Origin of the sequence: Pseudomonas sp. TH31, from assembly GCF_016650815.1 — a bacterium.
Classification (GTDB): Bacteria; Pseudomonadota; Gammaproteobacteria; order Pseudomonadales; family Pseudomonadaceae; genus Aquipseudomonas.
This window is the reverse complement of the sequence record NZ_JAEKEZ010000010.1, coordinates 295,754-312,621: the sequence shown is the minus strand read 5'-3', so window position 1 is coordinate 312,621 and position 16,868 is coordinate 295,754. Positions and strand designations below refer to the sequence as shown.

15 protein-coding genes and 1 pseudogene are annotated in these 16,868 nt (G+C 59.7%); 10 read left to right on the top strand and 6 right to left on the bottom strand.

The features are described from left to right. Positions 1–60 precede the first annotated feature (60 nt). Positions 61–276, top strand: a complete 216-nt coding sequence (locus tag JFV26_RS08030) for a DUF1127 domain-containing protein (RefSeq protein WP_201191694.1) — start codon at positions 61–63, stop codon at positions 274–276. A gap of 64 nt (positions 277–340) precedes the next feature. Next, complete coding sequence (locus tag JFV26_RS08025) at positions 341–1,606, top strand: winged helix-turn-helix domain-containing protein (protein ID WP_201191275.1); 1,266 nt, start codon at positions 341–343, stop codon at positions 1,604–1,606. A 42-nt stretch (positions 1,607–1,648) separates the two neighbouring features. On the opposite strand, the gene JFV26_RS08020 is transcribed toward JFV26_RS08025, so the two are convergent. After that, positions 1,649–2,995, bottom strand: a complete 1,347-nt coding sequence (locus JFV26_RS08020) for a class II 3-deoxy-7-phosphoheptulonate synthase (protein ID WP_201191273.1) — start codon at positions 2,993–2,995, stop codon at positions 1,649–1,651. Between the two features lie 161 nt (positions 2,996–3,156). Here JFV26_RS08020 and JFV26_RS08015 point away from each other — a divergent pair, with 161 nt between their 5' ends. Beyond that, a complete protein-coding gene (locus tag JFV26_RS08015) occupies positions 3,157–3,912 on the top strand; it encodes a spermidine synthase (protein WP_201191269.1) in 756 nt (251 codons plus the stop codon). A 112-nt stretch (positions 3,913–4,024) separates the two neighbouring features. Here the strand turns inward: JFV26_RS08015 and JFV26_RS08010 are convergent, their stop codons facing one another. Next, positions 4,025–4,816: a crotonase/enoyl-CoA hydratase family protein gene (locus tag JFV26_RS08010; RefSeq protein WP_201191267.1), complete on the bottom strand. Its 792-nt coding sequence runs from the start codon at positions 4,814–4,816 to the stop codon at positions 4,025–4,027. Positions 4,817–5,249: 433 nt separating this feature from the next. Here JFV26_RS08010 and JFV26_RS08005 point away from each other — a divergent pair, with 433 nt between their 5' ends. Further along, complete coding sequence (locus JFV26_RS08005; protein ID WP_054052043.1) at positions 5,250–6,923, top strand: DEAD/DEAH box helicase; 1,674 nt, start codon at positions 5,250–5,252, stop codon at positions 6,921–6,923. Between the two features lie 182 nt (positions 6,924–7,105). Here JFV26_RS08005 and JFV26_RS08000 read toward each other — a convergent pair whose 3' ends face one another. Further along, entirely contained in the window at positions 7,106–7,873 is a 768-nt protein-coding gene (locus JFV26_RS08000; RefSeq protein ID WP_201191265.1) for a DODA-type extradiol aromatic ring-opening family dioxygenase, read from the bottom strand. Between the two features lie 103 nt (positions 7,874–7,976). On the opposite strand from JFV26_RS08000, the gene JFV26_RS07995 reads away from it, so the two are divergent. After that, positions 7,977–8,633 carry a thiopurine S-methyltransferase gene (locus tag JFV26_RS07995; RefSeq protein WP_201191258.1) on the top strand — a complete coding sequence of 219 codons (657 nt, stop codon included), beginning with the start codon at positions 7,977–7,979 and terminating at the stop codon, positions 8,631–8,633. A 125-nt stretch (positions 8,634–8,758) separates the two neighbouring features. Here the strand turns inward: JFV26_RS07995 and htpX are convergent, their stop codons facing one another. Both htpX and JFV26_RS07985 read right to left on the bottom strand, forming a co-directional pair. After that, entirely contained in the window at positions 8,759–9,646 is an 888-nt protein-coding gene (gene htpX, locus JFV26_RS07990) for a protease HtpX (RefSeq protein ID WP_059403635.1), read from the bottom strand. A 310-nt stretch (positions 9,647–9,956) separates the two neighbouring features. Next, positions 9,957–11,168: a pyridoxal phosphate-dependent aminotransferase gene (locus JFV26_RS07985; RefSeq protein ID WP_123409453.1), complete on the bottom strand. Its 1,212-nt coding sequence runs from the start codon at positions 11,166–11,168 to the stop codon at positions 9,957–9,959. Between the two features lie 226 nt (positions 11,169–11,394). Here JFV26_RS07985 and msrB point away from each other — a divergent pair, with 226 nt between their 5' ends. The 3 genes and pseudogenes from msrB (at position 11,395) to JFV26_RS07970 (ending at position 12,960) form a co-directional block, all read left to right on the top strand. Continuing rightward, positions 11,395–11,790 (top strand): peptide-methionine (R)-S-oxide reductase MsrB, encoded by a 396-nt coding sequence (msrB, locus tag JFV26_RS07980; protein ID WP_201191256.1) that lies wholly within the window; start codon positions 11,395–11,397, stop codon positions 11,788–11,790. Between the two features lie 227 nt (positions 11,791–12,017). Further along, a pseudogene (locus JFV26_RS07975) lies at positions 12,018–12,502 on the top strand (glutathione peroxidase). Continuing rightward, complete coding sequence (locus JFV26_RS07970) at positions 12,499–12,960, top strand: MarR family winged helix-turn-helix transcriptional regulator (protein WP_201191254.1); 462 nt, start codon at positions 12,499–12,501, stop codon at positions 12,958–12,960. Before JFV26_RS07975 ends, JFV26_RS07970 begins: the two are co-directional and overlap by 4 nt. Here the strand turns inward: JFV26_RS07970 and JFV26_RS07965 are convergent. After that, on the bottom strand, positions 12,944–15,265 hold the full coding sequence (locus JFV26_RS07965) for a hybrid sensor histidine kinase/response regulator (RefSeq protein ID WP_201191253.1): 2,322 nt from the start codon (positions 15,263–15,265) through the stop codon (positions 12,944–12,946). The two genes, JFV26_RS07970 and JFV26_RS07965, sit on opposite strands and share 17 nt — an antisense overlap. Positions 15,266–15,430: 165 nt before the next feature. Here JFV26_RS07965 and JFV26_RS07960 point away from each other — a divergent pair, with 165 nt between their 5' ends. Both JFV26_RS07960 and JFV26_RS07955 read left to right on the top strand, forming a co-directional pair. Beyond that, entirely contained in the window at positions 15,431–16,321 is an 891-nt protein-coding gene (locus tag JFV26_RS07960; protein WP_201191251.1) for an ATP-binding protein, read from the top strand. Then, the gene (locus JFV26_RS07955; RefSeq protein ID WP_007940023.1) at positions 16,318–16,800 is read left to right on the top strand and encodes a GAF domain-containing protein; all 483 of its coding nucleotides are present in this window, start codon (positions 16,318–16,320) and stop codon (positions 16,798–16,800) included. The genes JFV26_RS07960 and JFV26_RS07955 overlap by 4 nt, the downstream gene beginning before the upstream one ends. The last annotated feature ends 68 nt before the right edge of the window (positions 16,801–16,868 follow it).

Sequence of the window (16,868 nt, the reverse complement as noted above, 5' to 3'; positions counted from 1 at the left end):
CGTTGGATTGATCTTAGCTCCGGCGCGAGACTTGAGCCATCCCTAAAGGAGGGCGACATGATGAAAGGTCAACACGAGCAGGTAACGGCAGAAAAATTCTCAATCCACGCAGTTTCCGATTTGCTGCACAAGTTTAGTCGCTGGTACGAACTTCACCGCGAACGCGAGCTATTGGCGAGCCTGAGCGATGAAGCGCTGAAGGACATCGGCGTAAGTCGTGCGGATGTCGAGCACGAATCGATCCGGCCGTTCTGGGACGATCCGATGCATAAATGATGACGCCATTGCTACACAAACCCCTCTCTGGTGAGGTAGGTTGCGAGCAGACAAGGAGATGCTCATGCCCGCAACGCTGTCCTTTTCCAACAAACAGGCTCGACGTCTGGCACTGGCAGCCCAAGGGTTCAGCGGGCGCCAGCCGCCAGCTTCGATCAAACCGGTTCAGCTCAACCGACTGATCGAACGCCTGGGCATTCTGCAGATCGATTCAGTCAATGCATTAGTGCGCTCGCACTACCTTCCCTTGTTTTCCCGCCTCGGTAACTACTCATCCGATTTGCTCGACCAGGCTGCCTGGAGTCAGGGCCGGCGACGTACCTTGTTTGAATATTGGGGCCACGAAGCTTCGTTGTTGCCGTTGTCCATGTACCCGCTGATGCGCTGGCGCATGCAGCGCGCTACCCGTGGCGAAGACATCTACCAGCAATTGGCGCGGTTTGGTCGTGAGCAACAGGACACGATTCGTCGGGTGTTGGGTTCGGTTGAGGCGCTGGGCGCATTGGGCGCTGGCAGTCTGTCGACTCGACAAGGGCGAGCCGGGCCCTGGTGGGACTGGAGCGCCGAAAAACATGCACTGGAATGGCTGTTTGCCGCCGGAGAAGTGACCGTTGCTGGCCGACGCGGGTTCGAACGGCTCTACGATTTGCCGGAGCGAGTGATTCCCTCGACCGTTCTCCAACAGCCCTTGCCCACAGAAGCCGAAGCCCTGCGCGGTCTGTTGCTGCATGCCGCAAATGCCTTGGGCGTGGCCACGGAAAAAGATCTGCGGGACTATTTTCGCCTGAACCCGGCCGACAGCCGACCGCGTCTGGCAGAGCTGGTCGAGGCGGGTGAACTGCTGAGCTGCGAAGTCGAAGGCTGGCGGCAGCCGGCTTATTGCCTTCCCGAGCCCAAGGTGCCGCGCAAGGTTGAGGCCAGCGCTTTGCTGTCGCCGTTTGATTCACTGATCTGGGAGCGCAGCCGCACCGAGCGGTTGTTCGATTTCCGCTATCGACTGGAGATTTATACGCCGCAGGACAAACGGGTATACGGCTATTACGTGTTGCCGTTCTTGCACAACGAACGGATTGCCGCGCGGGTGGATTTGCGCGCTGAACGGGCGTTGAGTCGGTTGGCGGTGCATGCTGTGCATGAGGAAGAGCCGGGGCTGGATGAGGCGGGGATGATGGCGTTGGCGGTCAATTTGCGGCAGATGGCGCACTGGTTGGGATTGGAGCGGGTGCAATTGAATTGTCAGCGGGTGAGTGCGGGGCGGTTGCGAGTGGCATTGGCGGTGATTGAGCGGGCGCCATCGCGAGCAGGCTCGCTCCCACAATGGATCACCTGAATCCTGTGGGAGCGAGCCTGCTCGCGATGGGAGCGACGCGATTTAGCGTCGAACCTGCTTCAACGTCTCGGCAATCAAAAAAGCCAATTCCAGCGACTGATCGGCATTCATCCGCGGATCGCAATGGGTGTGGTAACGGTCCGACAACCCATCCTCGGTAATCGGCCGCGCGCCACCAATGCATTCGGTCACGTTCTGCCCGGTCATTTCGATGTGAATACCGCCGGCATAGGTGCCTTGCGCTTCGTGCACCTGGAAGAACTGCTTCACCTCGCCGAGGATCTGCGCGAAATCGCGGGTCTTGTAGCCGCTGCTGGCCTTGATGGTGTTGCCGTGCATCGGGTCGCAGCTCCACAGCACTTTCTTGCCTTCACGCTCAACCGCGCGAATCAACTGCGGCAGATGATCGCCGACCTTGTTCGCGCCCATCCGTGCAATCAGGTTCAGGCGACCCGGGTCGTTGTCCGGGTTGAGCACGTCGATCAGGCGAATCAGGTCCTCGGGGTTCATGCTCGGGCCGACTTTCACGCCGATCGGGTTGTTCACGCCGCGCAGGAACTCGACGTGTGCGCCGTCGAGCTGACGGGTGCGGTCACCGATCCAGAGCATGTGGGCCGAGCAGTCGTAGTAATCGTTGGTCAAGCTGTCGCGACGGACGAAGGCTTGTTCGTAGTTCAGCAGCAGCGCTTCGTGGGCGGTGAAAAAACTGGTTTCGCGCAGTTGCGGCGACGTGTCCATGCCGCAGGCGCGCATGAAGGCCAGGGTTTCATCGATGCGATCAGCCAGGTGGCTGTATTTCTCGGCCAGGGCCGAATTGGCGATGAAATCCAGGTTCCACTTGTGCACCTGATGCAGGTCGGCAAACCCGCCCTGGGCGAAGGCGCGCAGCAGGTTCAGGGTGGCGGTGGACTGGTGATAGGACTGCAACAGGCGTTCCGGGTCCGGTACGCGGCTCTTTTCGTCGAAACCGATGCCGTTGACGATGTCGCCACGGTAGGCGGGCAGGGTCACGCCGTCGATGGTTTCGTCGTTGGCCGAACGCGGCTTGGCGAACTGGCCGGCCATGCGCCCGACCTTGACCACCGGGCAACCGGCGGCGAAGGTCATGACGATCGCCATTTGCAGCAACACTTTAAAGGTATCGCGGATTTTTGCGGCGGAGAACTCGGCGAAGCTTTCGGCGCAGTCGCCGCCCTGCAACAGAAACGCGCGGCCCTGGGTCACTTCGGCAAACTGACGGCGCAACTCCCGGGCTTCACCGGCAAACACCAGTGGCGGATAGCTGGCCAGGGTTTGCTCGACCTGCAGCAAATGCGCTGCGTCGGGATATTGGGGTTGTTGCTGGATCGGCAAGGCGCGCCAGCTGTCAGGGCTCCAGGGTTGGCTCATCACGTTCTCTAGTGTTTACGCACGGGCGCTCATGTTATCAGCAATTAGTGCGTGACCTGTTCCCGTCGCTTCGCGGACAATCGCGCCTTTGCCGCTCCATGTTGCGGTGTATTGCGTCGCCGTTTGCCAAGTGGCAGGCCTGTTGACGATCAGGAGACGAAATGACTGAGGAGCGCGTCGAGCATCTGCTCGCCGAGGTACAGGATGAGTTCGGCGTGATTCGCGTGCTGGAAGTGGCCGATTACCGTTTTCTCGAATTCGGCGATGCCATTGAGCAAAGCTGCGTGTTCACTGCCGATCCAAGCTGGCTGGAGTACGACTACACCCGCGCCATGCTGATCGGCGCGTTGTGCCATGAGCAGCCGGAAAGCGCGCTGTTCCTGGGGCTTGGCGCCGGCACGCTGACCCAGGCTTGTCTCAAGTTCCTGCCGCTGGAAGACGTCGAAGCCATTGAGTTGCGCCCAGATGTGCCGCGCCTGGCCATCGAATACCTGGGGCTCGATGACGACCCTCGGTTGTACATCCGGGTCGGCGATGCGCTGGAACTGCTCGACACGGCCGAGCCGGCGGACCTGATTTTCGTCGATCTTTATACCGATGTCGGCCCCGGCGTCGGGCATCTGGCCTGGGGTTTTCTGACCGATTGCCAGAAACGCTTGAATCCGGGTGGCTGGCTGGTGATCAATCAGTGGGCGACCGACGATGGCAAACCACTGGGTGCGGCGTTGTTGCGCGGGCTCTACCACCGGCATTACTGGGAACTGCCGGTGAAGGAGGGCAATGTGATCCTGATCGTGCCATCGGAGCTGGATCAGGAACTGGACATGGACGGCCTGATCGCTCGGGCCGAAGGGCTGGCGCCGCGGTTGGGGTATTCGTTGACGTCGTTGATCAAGGCGATTCGCCCGGCCACCTAATTCGTTGTCTGGGCGGGCCTCTTCGCGGGCAAGCCTCGCTCCTGCAAGGGTTGCGCATGACCCGTAGGAGCGAGGCTTGCCCGCGAAGGCAATACCCGCATCAACACTTCCCTCAAACCCCTTTGAAAACGCCGGGTCGCTTCTCGATCATCGACCGCACACCCTCCTTGGCATCCTCACTGGCCAGCAACTTTTTCACCATCGGTGGCAACGCCTGCGCCGCCGCTGTTTCCCCTTCATAACGTGCCTGCCTGGCCGACATCAGCGTCGCCTGAACCCCCAGCGGCGCTTGCCGGGCAATGCGCTCGGCCAGTTCAATTGCCCTCGGCAGCAAATCCTCGCTGGCCATGACCTCCTGGACCAGCCCCAGGCGCAAGGCGTCATGGGCATCGAACTCATCGCCGGTCAGCAGCCAGCGCATGGCGTTGCCCCAGCCGGCCACCTGATGCAGGCGCAACGTGGCGCCACCGAACGGGAAGATCCCGCGTTGCACTTCCATCTGGGCGAAACGGGTGTTGCTCGCGCACAGGTTGATGTCGGCGGCCAGCATCAGCTCGATGCCAATGGTCAGGCAATAACCCTGGGCGGCGACAATCACCGGTTTGCTGACCCTGGGCCCGGCGAACACGCCCCATGGGTCACAGCCACCGGGCGGTGCCTGCCAGCCGTTGGCGAGGGCGGCGCTGGCATTGATCAGGTCGAGCCCGGCGGTGAAATGCTCGCCGTGGCCGAACACCACCGCCACCCGTGCTTCGCTGTCGGCCTCGAACTCGCCGTAGGCCAGGCTCAGCTCATTGAGCAGATCAAGGTCAAAGGCGTTGCGCTTGGCGACCCGGTCCAGGCCGATCAACAGGAGATGGCCGCGTCGTTCGCGGCTGACACGGCTGGAAACGGACTGATTCATGAGGCATTTCCTCGGGCGGGAAGGGGCGTGGATGGGGGGTGTCAGACCGAAGGTCTGTGTCACAAGGATGAACCGTTTTAGCGCCATCGCCAGCAGGGCCGGGCCTTTGAAAAATAGACCGTTGCACGATTATCCGCAAAGCCTGTGACATAACGGTGTATGCGTCGTTTTTCAGACAAATAATGCTCCCTTTTTGAGCGAATTCCGGTATAGTGCGCGCCGGCCTTTAACCGGGCCGCGTTTAGGTAGCGCAATTCCCCGAAGTCAGCTTCGGCTGCACGTCCGCACAGCGGACTCTTCCTTGACGAATCTTTTTCATTCATTCGTTTTCGCAAATCCCCGCCGACAAAGCAGCCAGGGCGACTCTTGAGTCTTACACGGCATGCGCAGCTTTGGAGCATGGGTCTTTGCGGATGCACTTAGAGGCAGACCCATGACCCAGGAAACCGGCGGCTTCGCCGCTTTTAATCTTAATCCGAATATTCTTGCAGCCGTCATCGCGACTGGCTACGAAGAGCCTTCGGCTATTCAGCAGCAATCGATCCCGATCATCATGGCCGGCCACGACATGATTGGCCAGGCGCAAACCGGTACCGGTAAAACCGCCGCGTTCGCTCTGCCAATCCTGCATCGCATCGATCCTGCTAAGCGCGAGCCGCAAGCCCTGATCCTGGCGCCAACCCGTGAGTTGGCGCTGCAAGTAGCAACCGCTTTCGAAACCTACGCCAAGCAAATGCCGGGCGTTACCGTTGTGGCCGTTTACGGCGGCGCCCCTATGGGTCCACAACTGAAAGCAATCCGTAATGGCGCACAGATCGTTGTCGCCACTCCGGGTCGTCTGTGCGACCACCTGCGTCGTGACGAAAAAGTCCTGTCTACCGTGAACCACCTGGTTCTCGACGAGGCGGACGAAATGCTCAAACTGGGTTTCATGGACGACCTCGAAGTTATCTTCAAGGCTCTGCCTCCAACCCGTCAGACCGTATTGTTCTCGGCGACCCTGCCGCAGTCGATCCGTGCCATTGCCGAGCGTCACCTGCGTGATCCGCAGCACGTCAAGATCCAGACCAAGACTCAGACCGTTACCGCGATCGAACAGGCTCACCTGTTGGTTCACGCTGACCAGAAGACCTCGGCTGTATTGAGCCTGCTGGAAGTTGAAGACTTCGACGCCCTGATCATGTTCGTGCGCACCAAGCAAGCGACCCTGGACCTGGCCAGTGCCCTGGAAGCCAAAGGCTACAAAGCCGCTGCGCTGAACGGTGACATTGCTCAGAACCAGCGTGAGCGCGTGATCGAATCCCTCAAGGATGGTCGTCTGGACATCGTTGTGGCGACTGACGTAGCTGCTCGTGGTCTGGACGTTCCGCGTATCACTCACGTGTTCAACGTTGACATGCCGTACGACCCGGAGTCCTACGTTCACCGTATCGGCCGTACTGGCCGTGCCGGTCGCGAAGGTCGTGCATTGCTGCTGGTGACTCCGCGTGAGCGCCGCATGCTGCAAGTGATCGAGCGTGTAACCGGTCAGAAGGTTGCTGAAGTTCGCCTGCCGGACGCCCAAGCTGTTCTCGATGCTCGCATCAAGAAGTTGACCAACAGCCTGTCGCCGCTGGTCGCTGATGCCGAATCGACTCACGGTGATCTGCTGGATCGCCTGACCGCTGACATCGGTTGCACCCCGCGTGCACTGGCCGCTGCTCTGCTGCGCAAGGCCACCAACGCTCAGGCGCTGACCCTGGCTGCCATCGAGAAAGAACGTCCACTGGTGCCGAACAACGCACCGCGTGGCGATCGTCCAGAGCGCACCGGTGATCGTCCGGACCGTGGTGATCGTGAGCGTCGTGCTCCGGTTCCATTGGCTGAAGGTCGTGCTCGTTGCCGTACTGCGCTGGGTGCGCGTGATGGTATCGCTGCCAAGAACCTGCTGGGCGCTATCCTCAACGAGGGTGGTCTGGCTCGTGAAGCAATCGGTCGCATCCAGGTGCGTGACAGCTTCAGCCTCGTCGAGCTGCCGGAAGATGGTCTGGAGAAACTCCTGACCAAGCTGAAGGACACTCGCGTTGCTGGCAAGCAGTTGAAGCTGCGTCGCTATCGCGAAGATTAATCCGCTCTCGGGCTGATTGATCGAACATAAAAAATCCCCGACTGGTTCGGGGATTTTTTTTGCCTGAAGAAAGATCGTCCGAACGCGGCCCGAGCCTTCGGCAGCTCCTACATGAGAGTGCATTTCCCTGTAGGAGCTGCCGGAGGCTCGGGCCGCGTTCGGACGATCTTTTGATCTTAAAGTTACCCGAAACGATAAATGTCCATGCCCAAGGCACCCATGGTGAATCCTTGATGGGCAACACTGAACTCACCCCCAGCCCCACGAGCAAAGTACAACGGCAGCAAATGCTCATCACTCGGATGGTTGCGCACCGCGTTCGGCGCCTGCTGGCGATAATCATGCAGCGCGGCCTCATCATTGGCCGCCAGTTTTTCAATCATCCAGTCGCGGAACGTCCTGGCCCAAGGTTCAACGCTTTCCGGGCCGGCATGCCAGTCCAGTTCACGCAGGTTGTGGGTGATGCTGCCGGAGCCGATCAGCAGCACGCCTTGTTCGCGCAGACCCGCCAGCGCATGACCGACACGGGTTTGCAGGGCCGGGCCGCCACGGGTGGGCAGTGAGACTTGCACCACCGGAATGTCGGCCTGCGGGTACATCAATGACAACGGTACCCATACCCCGTGATCGAACGGCCGCCTGGCGTCGATACGCACCGGTAAGCCATCGGCTTTGAGCAACTCGACCACCTCTGCCGCCAATTGTGGATCACCAGGCGCCGGGTATTGCACTTCGAACAAGGCCTTTGGGAAGCCACCGAAGTCATGCCAGGTTTCAGGCTGGGGGTTGCCGCTGACCAGCAGCTCGTTGCTTTCCCAGTGCGCCGACACAATCACGATGGCCCTGGGCTTCGGCATTTCTGCAGCGAGGCGCGCCAAGGCCGGGCCGCTGGCCCCCGGTTCCAGTGCCAACATCGGCGAACCATGGGATATGTAGAGGCTGGGGAACATGAATGAGCTCCTGAGGGGTAAGATGGCACCATCTTCAGTCAGATCATTGATCTAAATCTAATATAAGTTTTAGCGTCTTTTGATCGAATTTTCGGGATTAATTATGCAGCCGGAGTTTTGGCACAAGCGGTGGACGTCGAACCAGATCGGCTTTCACCTGCCGGAAGTGAATCCATATCTGCAACGGTACTGGCCGCAACTGGGCCTGGAGGAGGGCGCGCGCGTACTGGTGCCGTTATGCGGCAAAAGCCTGGATCTGCTGTGGCTGGCGAAATGCGGTCATGAAGTGTTGGGTATCGAATTGTCGGAAAAAGCAGTGGAAGACTTTTTCCACGAGCATCAATTCGACCCAGATGTCAGCGACCAAGGTCCTTTCACGGTCTATCGGGCAGGTTCGATCGAGATTTGGTGCGGTGATTTCTTCGCGTTGACCGCTGGCGATGTCGCCGACTGCAGCGCGCTGTACGACCGTGCGGCGTTGATCGCGTTGCCGCCGACAATGCGTGAGCAATATACCGAGCATCTTAAGCGGATTCTGCCGAAGGATTCCCTGGGGCTTTTGATCACGATGGATTACGACCAGGCGCAAATGGACGGACCGCCGTTTGCAGTGCTCGATGACGAAGTGCAACGGTTGTTGGGCGCTTCGTGGGAACTGAAGATTCTGGAAGATCAGGACATCCTGGGCCAGAGCTGGAAGTTCCTTGAAGGGGGCGTTACGCGGCTTGAAGAGCGGGTGTATCGGGTTTCCAGTCATTAAGATGTGTTGAGTTTGCAGGCCTATTCGCGAGTCTGCTCGCGAAGAGGCCCAGCAGAACACCACAACAATCAGCAGACAAAAAAAGCCCGCATCTCTGCGGGCCTTTTCTTTTAGTGCGCAGCTAATCAGCCCCGACGACGCAGCGCGTCAATACGCTCTTCCAGCGGTGGGTGGCTCATGAACATGCGGGCGAACCCTTGCTTGATGCCACCGTTGATGCCAAAGGCGTTCAAGGTGTCCGGCATGTGCACCGGCAGCCCTTGTTCGGCTCGCAGGCGTTGCAACGCGCCGATCATCGCGCTGGTGCCGGCCAAGCGTGCGCCGGCTTCGTCGGCCCGGAACTCGCGCTTACGCGAGAACCACATGACGATCGAGCTGGCCAGGATACCCAGCACCAGTTCGGCGAAGATGGTCGCCACGTAGTAGGCGATGCCCTGGCCTTCTTCGTTCTTGAAGATCACCTTGTCGACAAAGTTGCCGATGATCCGCGCGAAGAACATCACGAAGGTGTTCACCACGCCCTGGATCAGGGCCAGGGTGACCATGTCACCATTGGCGACGTGGCCGATTTCGTGGGCCAGGACGGCTTTGACTTCATCCGGCGAGAACCGCTCGAGCAGGCCCTGGCTGACCGCGACCAGGGCGTCGTTCTTGTTCCAGCCAGTAGCGAAGGCGTTAGCCTCGTAGGCCGGGAAAATCCCGACTTCGGGCATCTTGATCCCGGCTTCGCGAGACAGTTGCTCAACGGTTTGCAGCAGCCATTGTTCGTGACGGGTGCGCGGCTGGCTGATGATTTGGGTGCTGGTGCTCATCTTCGCCATCCACTTGGAGATGAACAGCGAGAACAGGGAGCCGGCGAAACCAAAGACCGCACAGAAAATCAGCAGCTGATTGAGGTTGAGATCAACCCCGTTGGCCGCCATGAACCCGTTGAAGCCGAAAAGGCTCAGGGTGATGCTGGCAATCAGCACGACCGCCAGGTTAGTGGCCAAAAACAGCAGGATGCGCATCATGGTTGTAGAAATCTCCTTTTGCTAAAGATGTAGCGTACTGCGGGGTATATAAGGTGCTGCACCGTGCTATTCAACCGAGTGACTATTTCAAACTGTGTCCTACAGCAATAGTTTAGCTGTGTGCAGGACATTTCCGACGTGGACACTGCAAGGGTTTGTCAGTCGATTGACTGTGTGGCCCCCGTCTTTGCTGGACGCGCGCACGAAACCGGTCACCAGGCAGCGGTGGTAACAAAGATGTGCGGCAAGGTGCAGAGATGTGTTGCTGAATTAATCACCGTGCGACCTGGGTCGCACGGTGAATGTCAGCCTACTGACGGTAGGTCTTGAGGAAGTTGCCGATCCGGCCGATGGCCTGATCCAGTTCATCGACCCGGGGCAGGGTGACGACGCGGAAGTGATCCGGCCATGGCCAGTTGAAGGCCGTGCCTTGAACTACCAGCAGCTTCTCGGAGAGCAGCAGGTCGAGGACGAATTTCTCGTCGTTGTGAATCGGGCAGACTTTCGGGTCAATTCGCGGGAACGCATACAGCGCGCCCATCGGCTTGACGCAGCTCACGCCCGGAATGTCGTTGAGCAATTCCCAGGTACGGTTGCGCTGCTCCAGCAGACGGCCCTGAGGCAACACCAGATCATTGATGCTCTGATAGCCGCCCAGTGCGGTCTGGATCGCGTGCTGGCTCGGCACGTTGGCACACAGGCGCATGTTCGCCAGCATGTCGATGCCTTCGATGTAGCTCTGGGCATGGTGTTTCGGCCCGGAAATGGCGATCCAGCCAGAGCGGAAACCGGCGACGCGGTAGGACTTGGACAGACCGTTGAAGGTCAGGCACAGCAAGTCCGGCGCCAGCGAGGCGGTGCAGATGTGCACGGCGTCGTCGTAGAGGATCTTGTCGTAGATCTCGTCGGAGAACACCACCAGGTTGTGCGAGCGGGCCAGTTCGAGCATGCCCAGCAAGACTTCCCTGGAGTACACCGCGCCGGTCGGGTTGTTCGGGTTGATGATCACCAGGGCCTTGGTGTTCGGGGTGATCTTGGCCTTGATGTCGGCCAGGTCCGGGAACCAGTCGGCGCCCTCATCGCACAGGTAATGCACCGGGTTGCCGCCTGCCAGGCTGACTGCGGCGGTCCACAGTGGATAGTCGGGGGCTGGCACCAGTACTTCGTCGCCATTGTTGAGCAACGCTTGCATCGACATCACGATCAGTTCGGAAACGCCGTTGCCCAGGTAGATGTCTTCAATGCCAACGCCTTCGACCTGCTTCTGCTGGTAATACTGCATGACGGCCTTGCGCGCACTGAACAGACCCTTGGAGTCGCTGTAGCCTTGGGCTGTCGGCAGGTTGCGAATCACGTCCTGGAGGATTTCATCCGGCGCTTCGAAACCAAAGGGTGCCGGGTTGCCGATATTCAGCTTGAGGATGCGATGGCCTTCCTCTTCCAGGCGTTTGGCGTGCTTGAGCACTGGGCCGCGAATGTCATAGCAGACGTTGGCGAGCTTGTTCGATTTGCTGACCTGCATGGCGATGTGTTCCCGAAAATGAACGATCCAGGCGGCGTATGAACTACCGTACTGGGAATCCTGCGTAATCACACAGGCCTGACGCCTTGAGAGGCAGCACCCATAAATCCGTTTGAATGCGCGTGGTCTGGCTGCCAGACTGGCGTTTGACGAGGCGCAATCATACGTGCCGCCCGATCCGTGGAAAAGGTACAGATCGGGCTTTTTCAGCTGCTGAGGTGTGACGATGGAAAAGTTGGAAAAAACCCTGGAAGAGTGGAAGGCCATGCTCGATCCGGAGCAGTACAACGTTTGTCGCCTCAAGGGCACCGAACGACCGTTCTCCGGCAAGTACAACGGCACCAAGACTGACGGCGTTTACCACTGCATCTGCTGCAACGAGCCGTTGTTCGATTCGAAAACCAAGTTTGATTCCGGCTGTGGCTGGCCAAGCTTCCATGCGCCGATCGGCGACAGTGCGATGGTCGAGATCCGCGACGTCAGCCACGGCATGATCCGCACCGAAGTGGTCTGCGCCACCTGCGATGCGCACTTGGGGCACGTATTCCCTGACGGCCCGCCACCGACCGGCCTGCGTTATTGCATCAACTCGGTGTGCCTGGACCTGGTTCCGCGCGAATAACCGGCTTCTTCGGGTAAATACGCGGCACCTGTAGGAGCTGCCGGCGGCTGCGATCTTTTGATCTTGATCTTCTGCGATCTCGAGAAAAAGCAAGATCAAAGGATCGCAGCCTTCGGCAGCTCCTACGCAATCGTGTTGTCCATAACAGTCGAATCGATTTATTAAATTGCGCACAATTCAATTGCTCGCTATGTTTGACGCTTCTTCCTTCATCTGGAGCCCGAATCATGAGCGACAATCTGCTGAGCATCCCGGTCACCACCATCAAGGGTGAACAAAAGACCCTGTCCGACTTCGCCGGCAAAGCGGTGCTGGTGGTCAATACCGCGAGCAAGTGCGGCTTTACCCCGCAGTACAAAGGCCTGGAGGAGCTGTGGCAGACCTACAAGGATCAAGGCCTGGTGGTGCTCGGCTTTCCCTGCAACCAGTTCGGCAAGCAGGAACCGGGCAACGAAGGGGCGATTTCCGAGTTCTGCGAGTTGAACTTCGGTGTCAGCTTCCCGTTGTTCAAAAAATCGACGTCAACGGTTCCGACGCCCATCCGCTGTTCGTCCAACTGAAAAAACGTGCGCCGGGCCTGCTCGGTTCCCAAGGCATCAAGTGGAACTTCACCAAGTTCCTGATCGGCAAGGATGGTCAGTTGGTCAAGCGCTTTGCCCCGGCGACCAAGCCGCAGGATTTGAGCGCCGAGATCGAAGCCCTGCTCAAATGAACACCGTGTCCGCCGACTCCCTGAAGCTCGACAGCCAGCTCTGCTTCAAGCTGTATGCCGCGTCCCGGGCGGTGATTCGTGGCTACAAGCCGATGCTCGATCAGCTCGGCCTGACCTATCCGCAATACCTGGCGATGCTGGTGTTGTGGGAATGGCAGGAAGCGGCCCCCGAGCAACCGACCGTCAAGGCCCTGGGCGAGCGCCTGGCGCTGGATTCCGGCACGCTCACGCCGTTGCTCAAGCGGCTTGAGCAGTTGCAACTGGTCCAGCGCCAGCGTTCGGTGCGCGATGAGCGGGAAGTGCACTTGAGCCTGTCGCCGGCAGGCCAGGCCTTGCGCGAGCAGGTCGCGCCGCTGAAGGCGCGCCTGCTGTGCGACAGCGGTGTGGACCTCAATCGCCTGAATGAACTGCGCGATGGCCTTGATCAGTTGTTGGGGCAGATCAAAGCGCTGTCCTAGCCGGTATCCACTGGTCGAGCAAAGCGGCCAGCTCCTCCCGTCGAAAGGGTTTGGCCAGGTAGTCGCTCATGCCCGCCACCCGACAACGCTCGCGTTCTTCGGACATGGCGTTGGCGGTCAGGGCGACGATTGGCAATTGTGGCCAGCGTCCGCTGCGGCGGATGTGCCGACTGGCTTCGTAGCCGTCCATCACCGGCATGTTGCAGTCCATCAGCACCAGGTCGAATTCCCCCAGTTCAAGTTGATCCAGGGCTTCGGCGCCGTGGGCGGCGACAATCACCTCGCAGCCGAGTTTGCCAAGCATGCCTTTGGCCACCAGCTGATTGACCGGGTTGTCCTCCACCAGCAGCACCCGCCCACGGCGCTGCGGGGTGAGGGCGTCCAGCCGGGCGTCGTTGATTGTCGTGGTGTCCGGGTGCAAGACCCGTCGCAGCGTCTGGTACAGCGCGTTGCGCGCCAATGGCCGCGCCTGTTGCTGCAAGGGCGCCAGGGCGGCAGCTTCTTGGCTGGGCATGAAACTGCCATAGGCGGTTACCAATAGGATCGGCGCCGTGAGCGTAGGGCGCAGGCCGAACAGGCATTCCGGGCAGTCGGTGATCAATACATCGGGTTCCAGGCCGAGCAGTGAATCTTCAATGGAGCGCTGCTGATATTCGAGCCCCCATAAAGGCAGCAGGCCTTTCAACAGTTCTGCCAGGCCACTGCTGGCTGCCGTAATCGCTATGACCTTGCCTTTCAGCGGTGCAGGCGCAATGGCGCGGGTGTGGGCAGGCAGCGGCAGGTCGGCGCAGAACTGGCTGCCAAAGCCGGCTTCCGAACTGATCGTCAGGCGCCCTTGCATGGCTTCGCAGAGGTTGTACGTCAGGGCCAGCCCCAGCCCGGTGCCGCCGAATTGCCGGGTAATACCGGCGCCGGCCTGGGTGAAGGGTTGGAATATTTTGACCTGCGCGTCCTGGGCGATCCCGATGCCGGTGTCGCACACTTCAATGCGCACACCCTCTTCAAACGTTGAAAGACGCACATCGACCCGCCCGAAACGGGTGAATTTGAGCGCGTTGGACAGTAAGTTGCTGACAATCTGCCGGACCCGGGTCGGGTCGCCCAGCACCAGCGCCGGAAACTGCGGATCGATCAGGCAGGCCAGTTCGACGCTGGGCGCGGCGTTCTGCGACAGCAGGTTGGCGGTGTCCTCGATCAGCGAGCCGAGATCGAACGGAATGTGTTCGAGCTCAAGCTGGCCGGCATCGAATTTCGACAGGTCGAGAATATCGTTGAGCAGTTCCACCAGTACTTTGCCCGAGTCATGGGCAATGGACAGTTGTTGCTGTTGCTCGGCATTGAGCGGGCCATCGAGCGAGAGGGCGATCATCCCCAGCAGGCCGTTGAGCGGCGTGCGGATTTCATGGCTCATATTGGCCAGGAACGCCGAACGCGCTTCGGCCATGTCCAGGGCGGTCCGGCGGGCGACTTCCAGTTCCTCGTTGGACTGACTGAGCCGGGTGTTGATCGCCTTGAGTTCAGCGGTGCGGGCCGAGACGATGTTTTCCAGTTGCCCGAGGTAGTCGGTCAGGCGGTTTTCAGCGTTGCGCCGTTGCTGGATTTCGGTAGCGATGTTTTCGAACTGTTGATTGGCCACTTTGACCAGCACACCGATTTCATCGTTTTCATGCCCCGCCGGGTACTCGAGCCACGTCGGCTCGGCACTGCGTGGATCGCGTCCACTGAGTTCGCGGATGACCCGCACCAGCGGTTTGGTCAGCATCACGTAAAACAGCGCCAGCAGGATGCCGGTCAGGATCAGGCTGCGCGCGAATCCGTTGAGCAAGGTCACTTCGGCCCGGCGCAGGAAGCGGCTGCCGAAGGAATAGGTGTCGACCTCCAGCTGCAAGGTGCCGAGGGATTCGTCGGGCAAGTGGTCGAGGTAGAGGCGATCTTCGAACTGGCGGTTGGCGCCGAACAGGAAGTCGCTGATGACCCGATAACCGCTTTCCAGGCCCTGGCGTTTGACGCTGGCCAGCACGGTATTGTTGTTGTCGGTCAATTGCGCGCTGATGATGGCCGGCGAACGCAGCAGGCCCATGGTCAGTTCCTTGGCGAGTTCGGCGTCGATGTTGTAGGCGATACGTGACGCCGGATTATGGCTGATTTCCAGCAAAGACAGTATTTCACGGTTGATGGAGGCGTCTTCACTGGCATAATCGATGCCTATTTGCACCAGACTGAGTAAGGTGCCCAATATGAAACCGACCAGCACAGTAAGCCGGGCTTGCTTGTAAGAAAGCCGGTGGGTGAACTTGATATCCATGGGGGTTGAACCACTTCCGTTTCCCTTCGCTGCTCCAGCATAGTCGATCATGCAGGGATACTGATGTTTCCCGGCCTCAAGATTCAACAGTGGGCCGGTTATTTGAACGCTAAGTTGGGTTGCTTTATCGCCATCATTACTGTGAAACGTGCCCGAGGAGAAGACGTGGATTCCCGATTGAATGCTTTTCTTGAGCGTGCCGATGCCGTTCTGGCCAGAATCGAGCCGCTGCTGCCGGCACCGAGACAAACTATCGACTGGGCGCACTGCCTGGCCGCGCGCTGGCAGCGTGAGGGCCGCAGCGGTTTTCTGCTGCCGCTGCAAGTCAGCCTCGACACTCGTTTGACCGATTTGATCGGTGTCGACCGCCAGGTTGAACAGCTGGGGCGCAACACCCAACAGTTCCTCGACGGCATGCCGGCCAACCACGCGCTGCTCTGGGGTTCGCGTGGCACCGGTAAATCGTCGCTGGTTCGTGCGTTGCTCGCCGAGCACGCCGAGGCCGGCTTGCGCTTGATCGAGATTGAACGCGATCACTTGGCGGACCTGCCGCGTATCGTCGAGCAGATCGCCAAATTCCCCCAGCGTTTCGTGCTGTTCTGCGATGACCTGTCGTTCGAGTCGGGCGAGGGTGATTACCGCGTGCTCAAGAGCGTGCTCGATGGCTCCCTCGAACAGGCGCCGGACAACGTTCTGCTGTATGCCACCTCTAACCGTCGCCACCTGGTGCCGGAAAAGGAAAGCGACAACGAGAACTGGAAACGCGTTGATGGTGAACTGCATCCCAGCGAAGCGGTGGAAGACAAGATCGCGCTGTCGGATCGTTTCGGTCTGTGGCTGTCGTTCTATCCGTTTACCCAGGAACACTTCCTCAACGTCGTCGAGCACTGGATCGGGCAATTGGCCGACAAGGCCGGCCTGGCCTGGCAGCGTACTGAAGAGCTGGACATCCTCGCGGTGCGTTGGGCCACTGGCCGGGGTAATCGCAATGGACGTTGCGCCTATCAATTTGCTCGCTATTGGGTCGGGCTCAAGCTGTTGGAGCACAAGGCATGATCGATTTACAAAAGAGCGGCCAGGGCCTCGAAGGCTACGGCATGCTCTGGGCGCAGTTGGAGTCGTTGCTGGCGGACGAGCGGGATTTCATCGCCAATGCCGCGCAGTTTTCGGCGTTTTTGTTTAACCAGCTCGATGACCTGAACTGGGCTGGTTTCTACCTCAATCGCAACGAAGAACTGGTGCTTGGCCCATTCCAGGGGCAGATCGCCTGTGTGCGGATTCCGTTTGGTCGCGGAGTGTGCGGGGCGGCGGCCGCCACTTTGCAGACCCAGCGTGTCGAAGACGTTCACGCGTTCCCGGGGCATATTGCCTGCGACAGTGCGTCGAACAGCGAGTTGGTGGTGCCCTTGGTCAAGGACGGCCGACTGATCGGCGTATTGGATCTGGACAGCCCGAAACTGGCGCGGTTTACCGCTGACGATCAGGCAGGCATCGAGCAATTGGCGGCGATTTTCCTGCGCCTGACGGATTGCTGAATATCGGTTAAAGCATGCCTCCTGTGGGAGCGAGCCTGCGCGCGATAGCGGTGTGACAGTCAAGATTG

Coding starts and splice junctions, on each gene's coding strand:
- JFV26_RS07985 (WP_123409453.1), bottom strand. CDS start 11,168: ATGCAGGTCAGCAAATCGAACAAGCTCGCCAACGTCTGCTATGACATT.
- JFV26_RS08005 (WP_054052043.1), top strand. CDS start 5,250: ATGACCCAGGAAACCGGCGGCTTCGCCGCTTTTAATCTTAATCCGAAT.
- JFV26_RS07995 (WP_201191258.1), top strand. CDS start 7,977: ATGCAGCCGGAGTTTTGGCACAAGCGGTGGACGTCGAACCAGATCGGC.
- msrB (WP_201191256.1), top strand. CDS start 11,395: ATGGAAAAGTTGGAAAAAACCCTGGAAGAGTGGAAGGCCATGCTCGAT.
- JFV26_RS07970 (WP_201191254.1), top strand. CDS start 12,499: ATGAACACCGTGTCCGCCGACTCCCTGAAGCTCGACAGCCAGCTCTGC.
- JFV26_RS08000 (WP_201191265.1), bottom strand. CDS start 7,873: ATGTTCCCCAGCCTCTACATATCCCATGGTTCGCCGATGTTGGCACTG.
- JFV26_RS08030 (WP_201191694.1), top strand. CDS start 61: ATGAAAGGTCAACACGAGCAGGTAACGGCAGAAAAATTCTCAATCCAC.
- JFV26_RS08025 (WP_201191275.1), top strand. CDS start 341: ATGCCCGCAACGCTGTCCTTTTCCAACAAACAGGCTCGACGTCTGGCA.
- JFV26_RS07965 (WP_201191253.1), bottom strand. CDS start 15,265: ATGGATATCAAGTTCACCCACCGGCTTTCTTACAAGCAAGCCCGGCTT.
- JFV26_RS08015 (WP_201191269.1), top strand. CDS start 3,157: ATGACTGAGGAGCGCGTCGAGCATCTGCTCGCCGAGGTACAGGATGAG.
- htpX (WP_059403635.1), bottom strand. CDS start 9,646: ATGATGCGCATCCTGCTGTTTTTGGCCACTAACCTGGCGGTCGTGCTG.
- JFV26_RS07955 (WP_007940023.1), top strand. CDS start 16,318: ATGATCGATTTACAAAAGAGCGGCCAGGGCCTCGAAGGCTACGGCATG.
- JFV26_RS08020 (WP_201191273.1), bottom strand. CDS start 2,995: ATGAGCCAACCCTGGAGCCCTGACAGCTGGCGCGCCTTGCCGATCCAG.
- JFV26_RS08010 (WP_201191267.1), bottom strand. CDS start 4,816: ATGAATCAGTCCGTTTCCAGCCGTGTCAGCCGCGAACGACGCGGCCAT.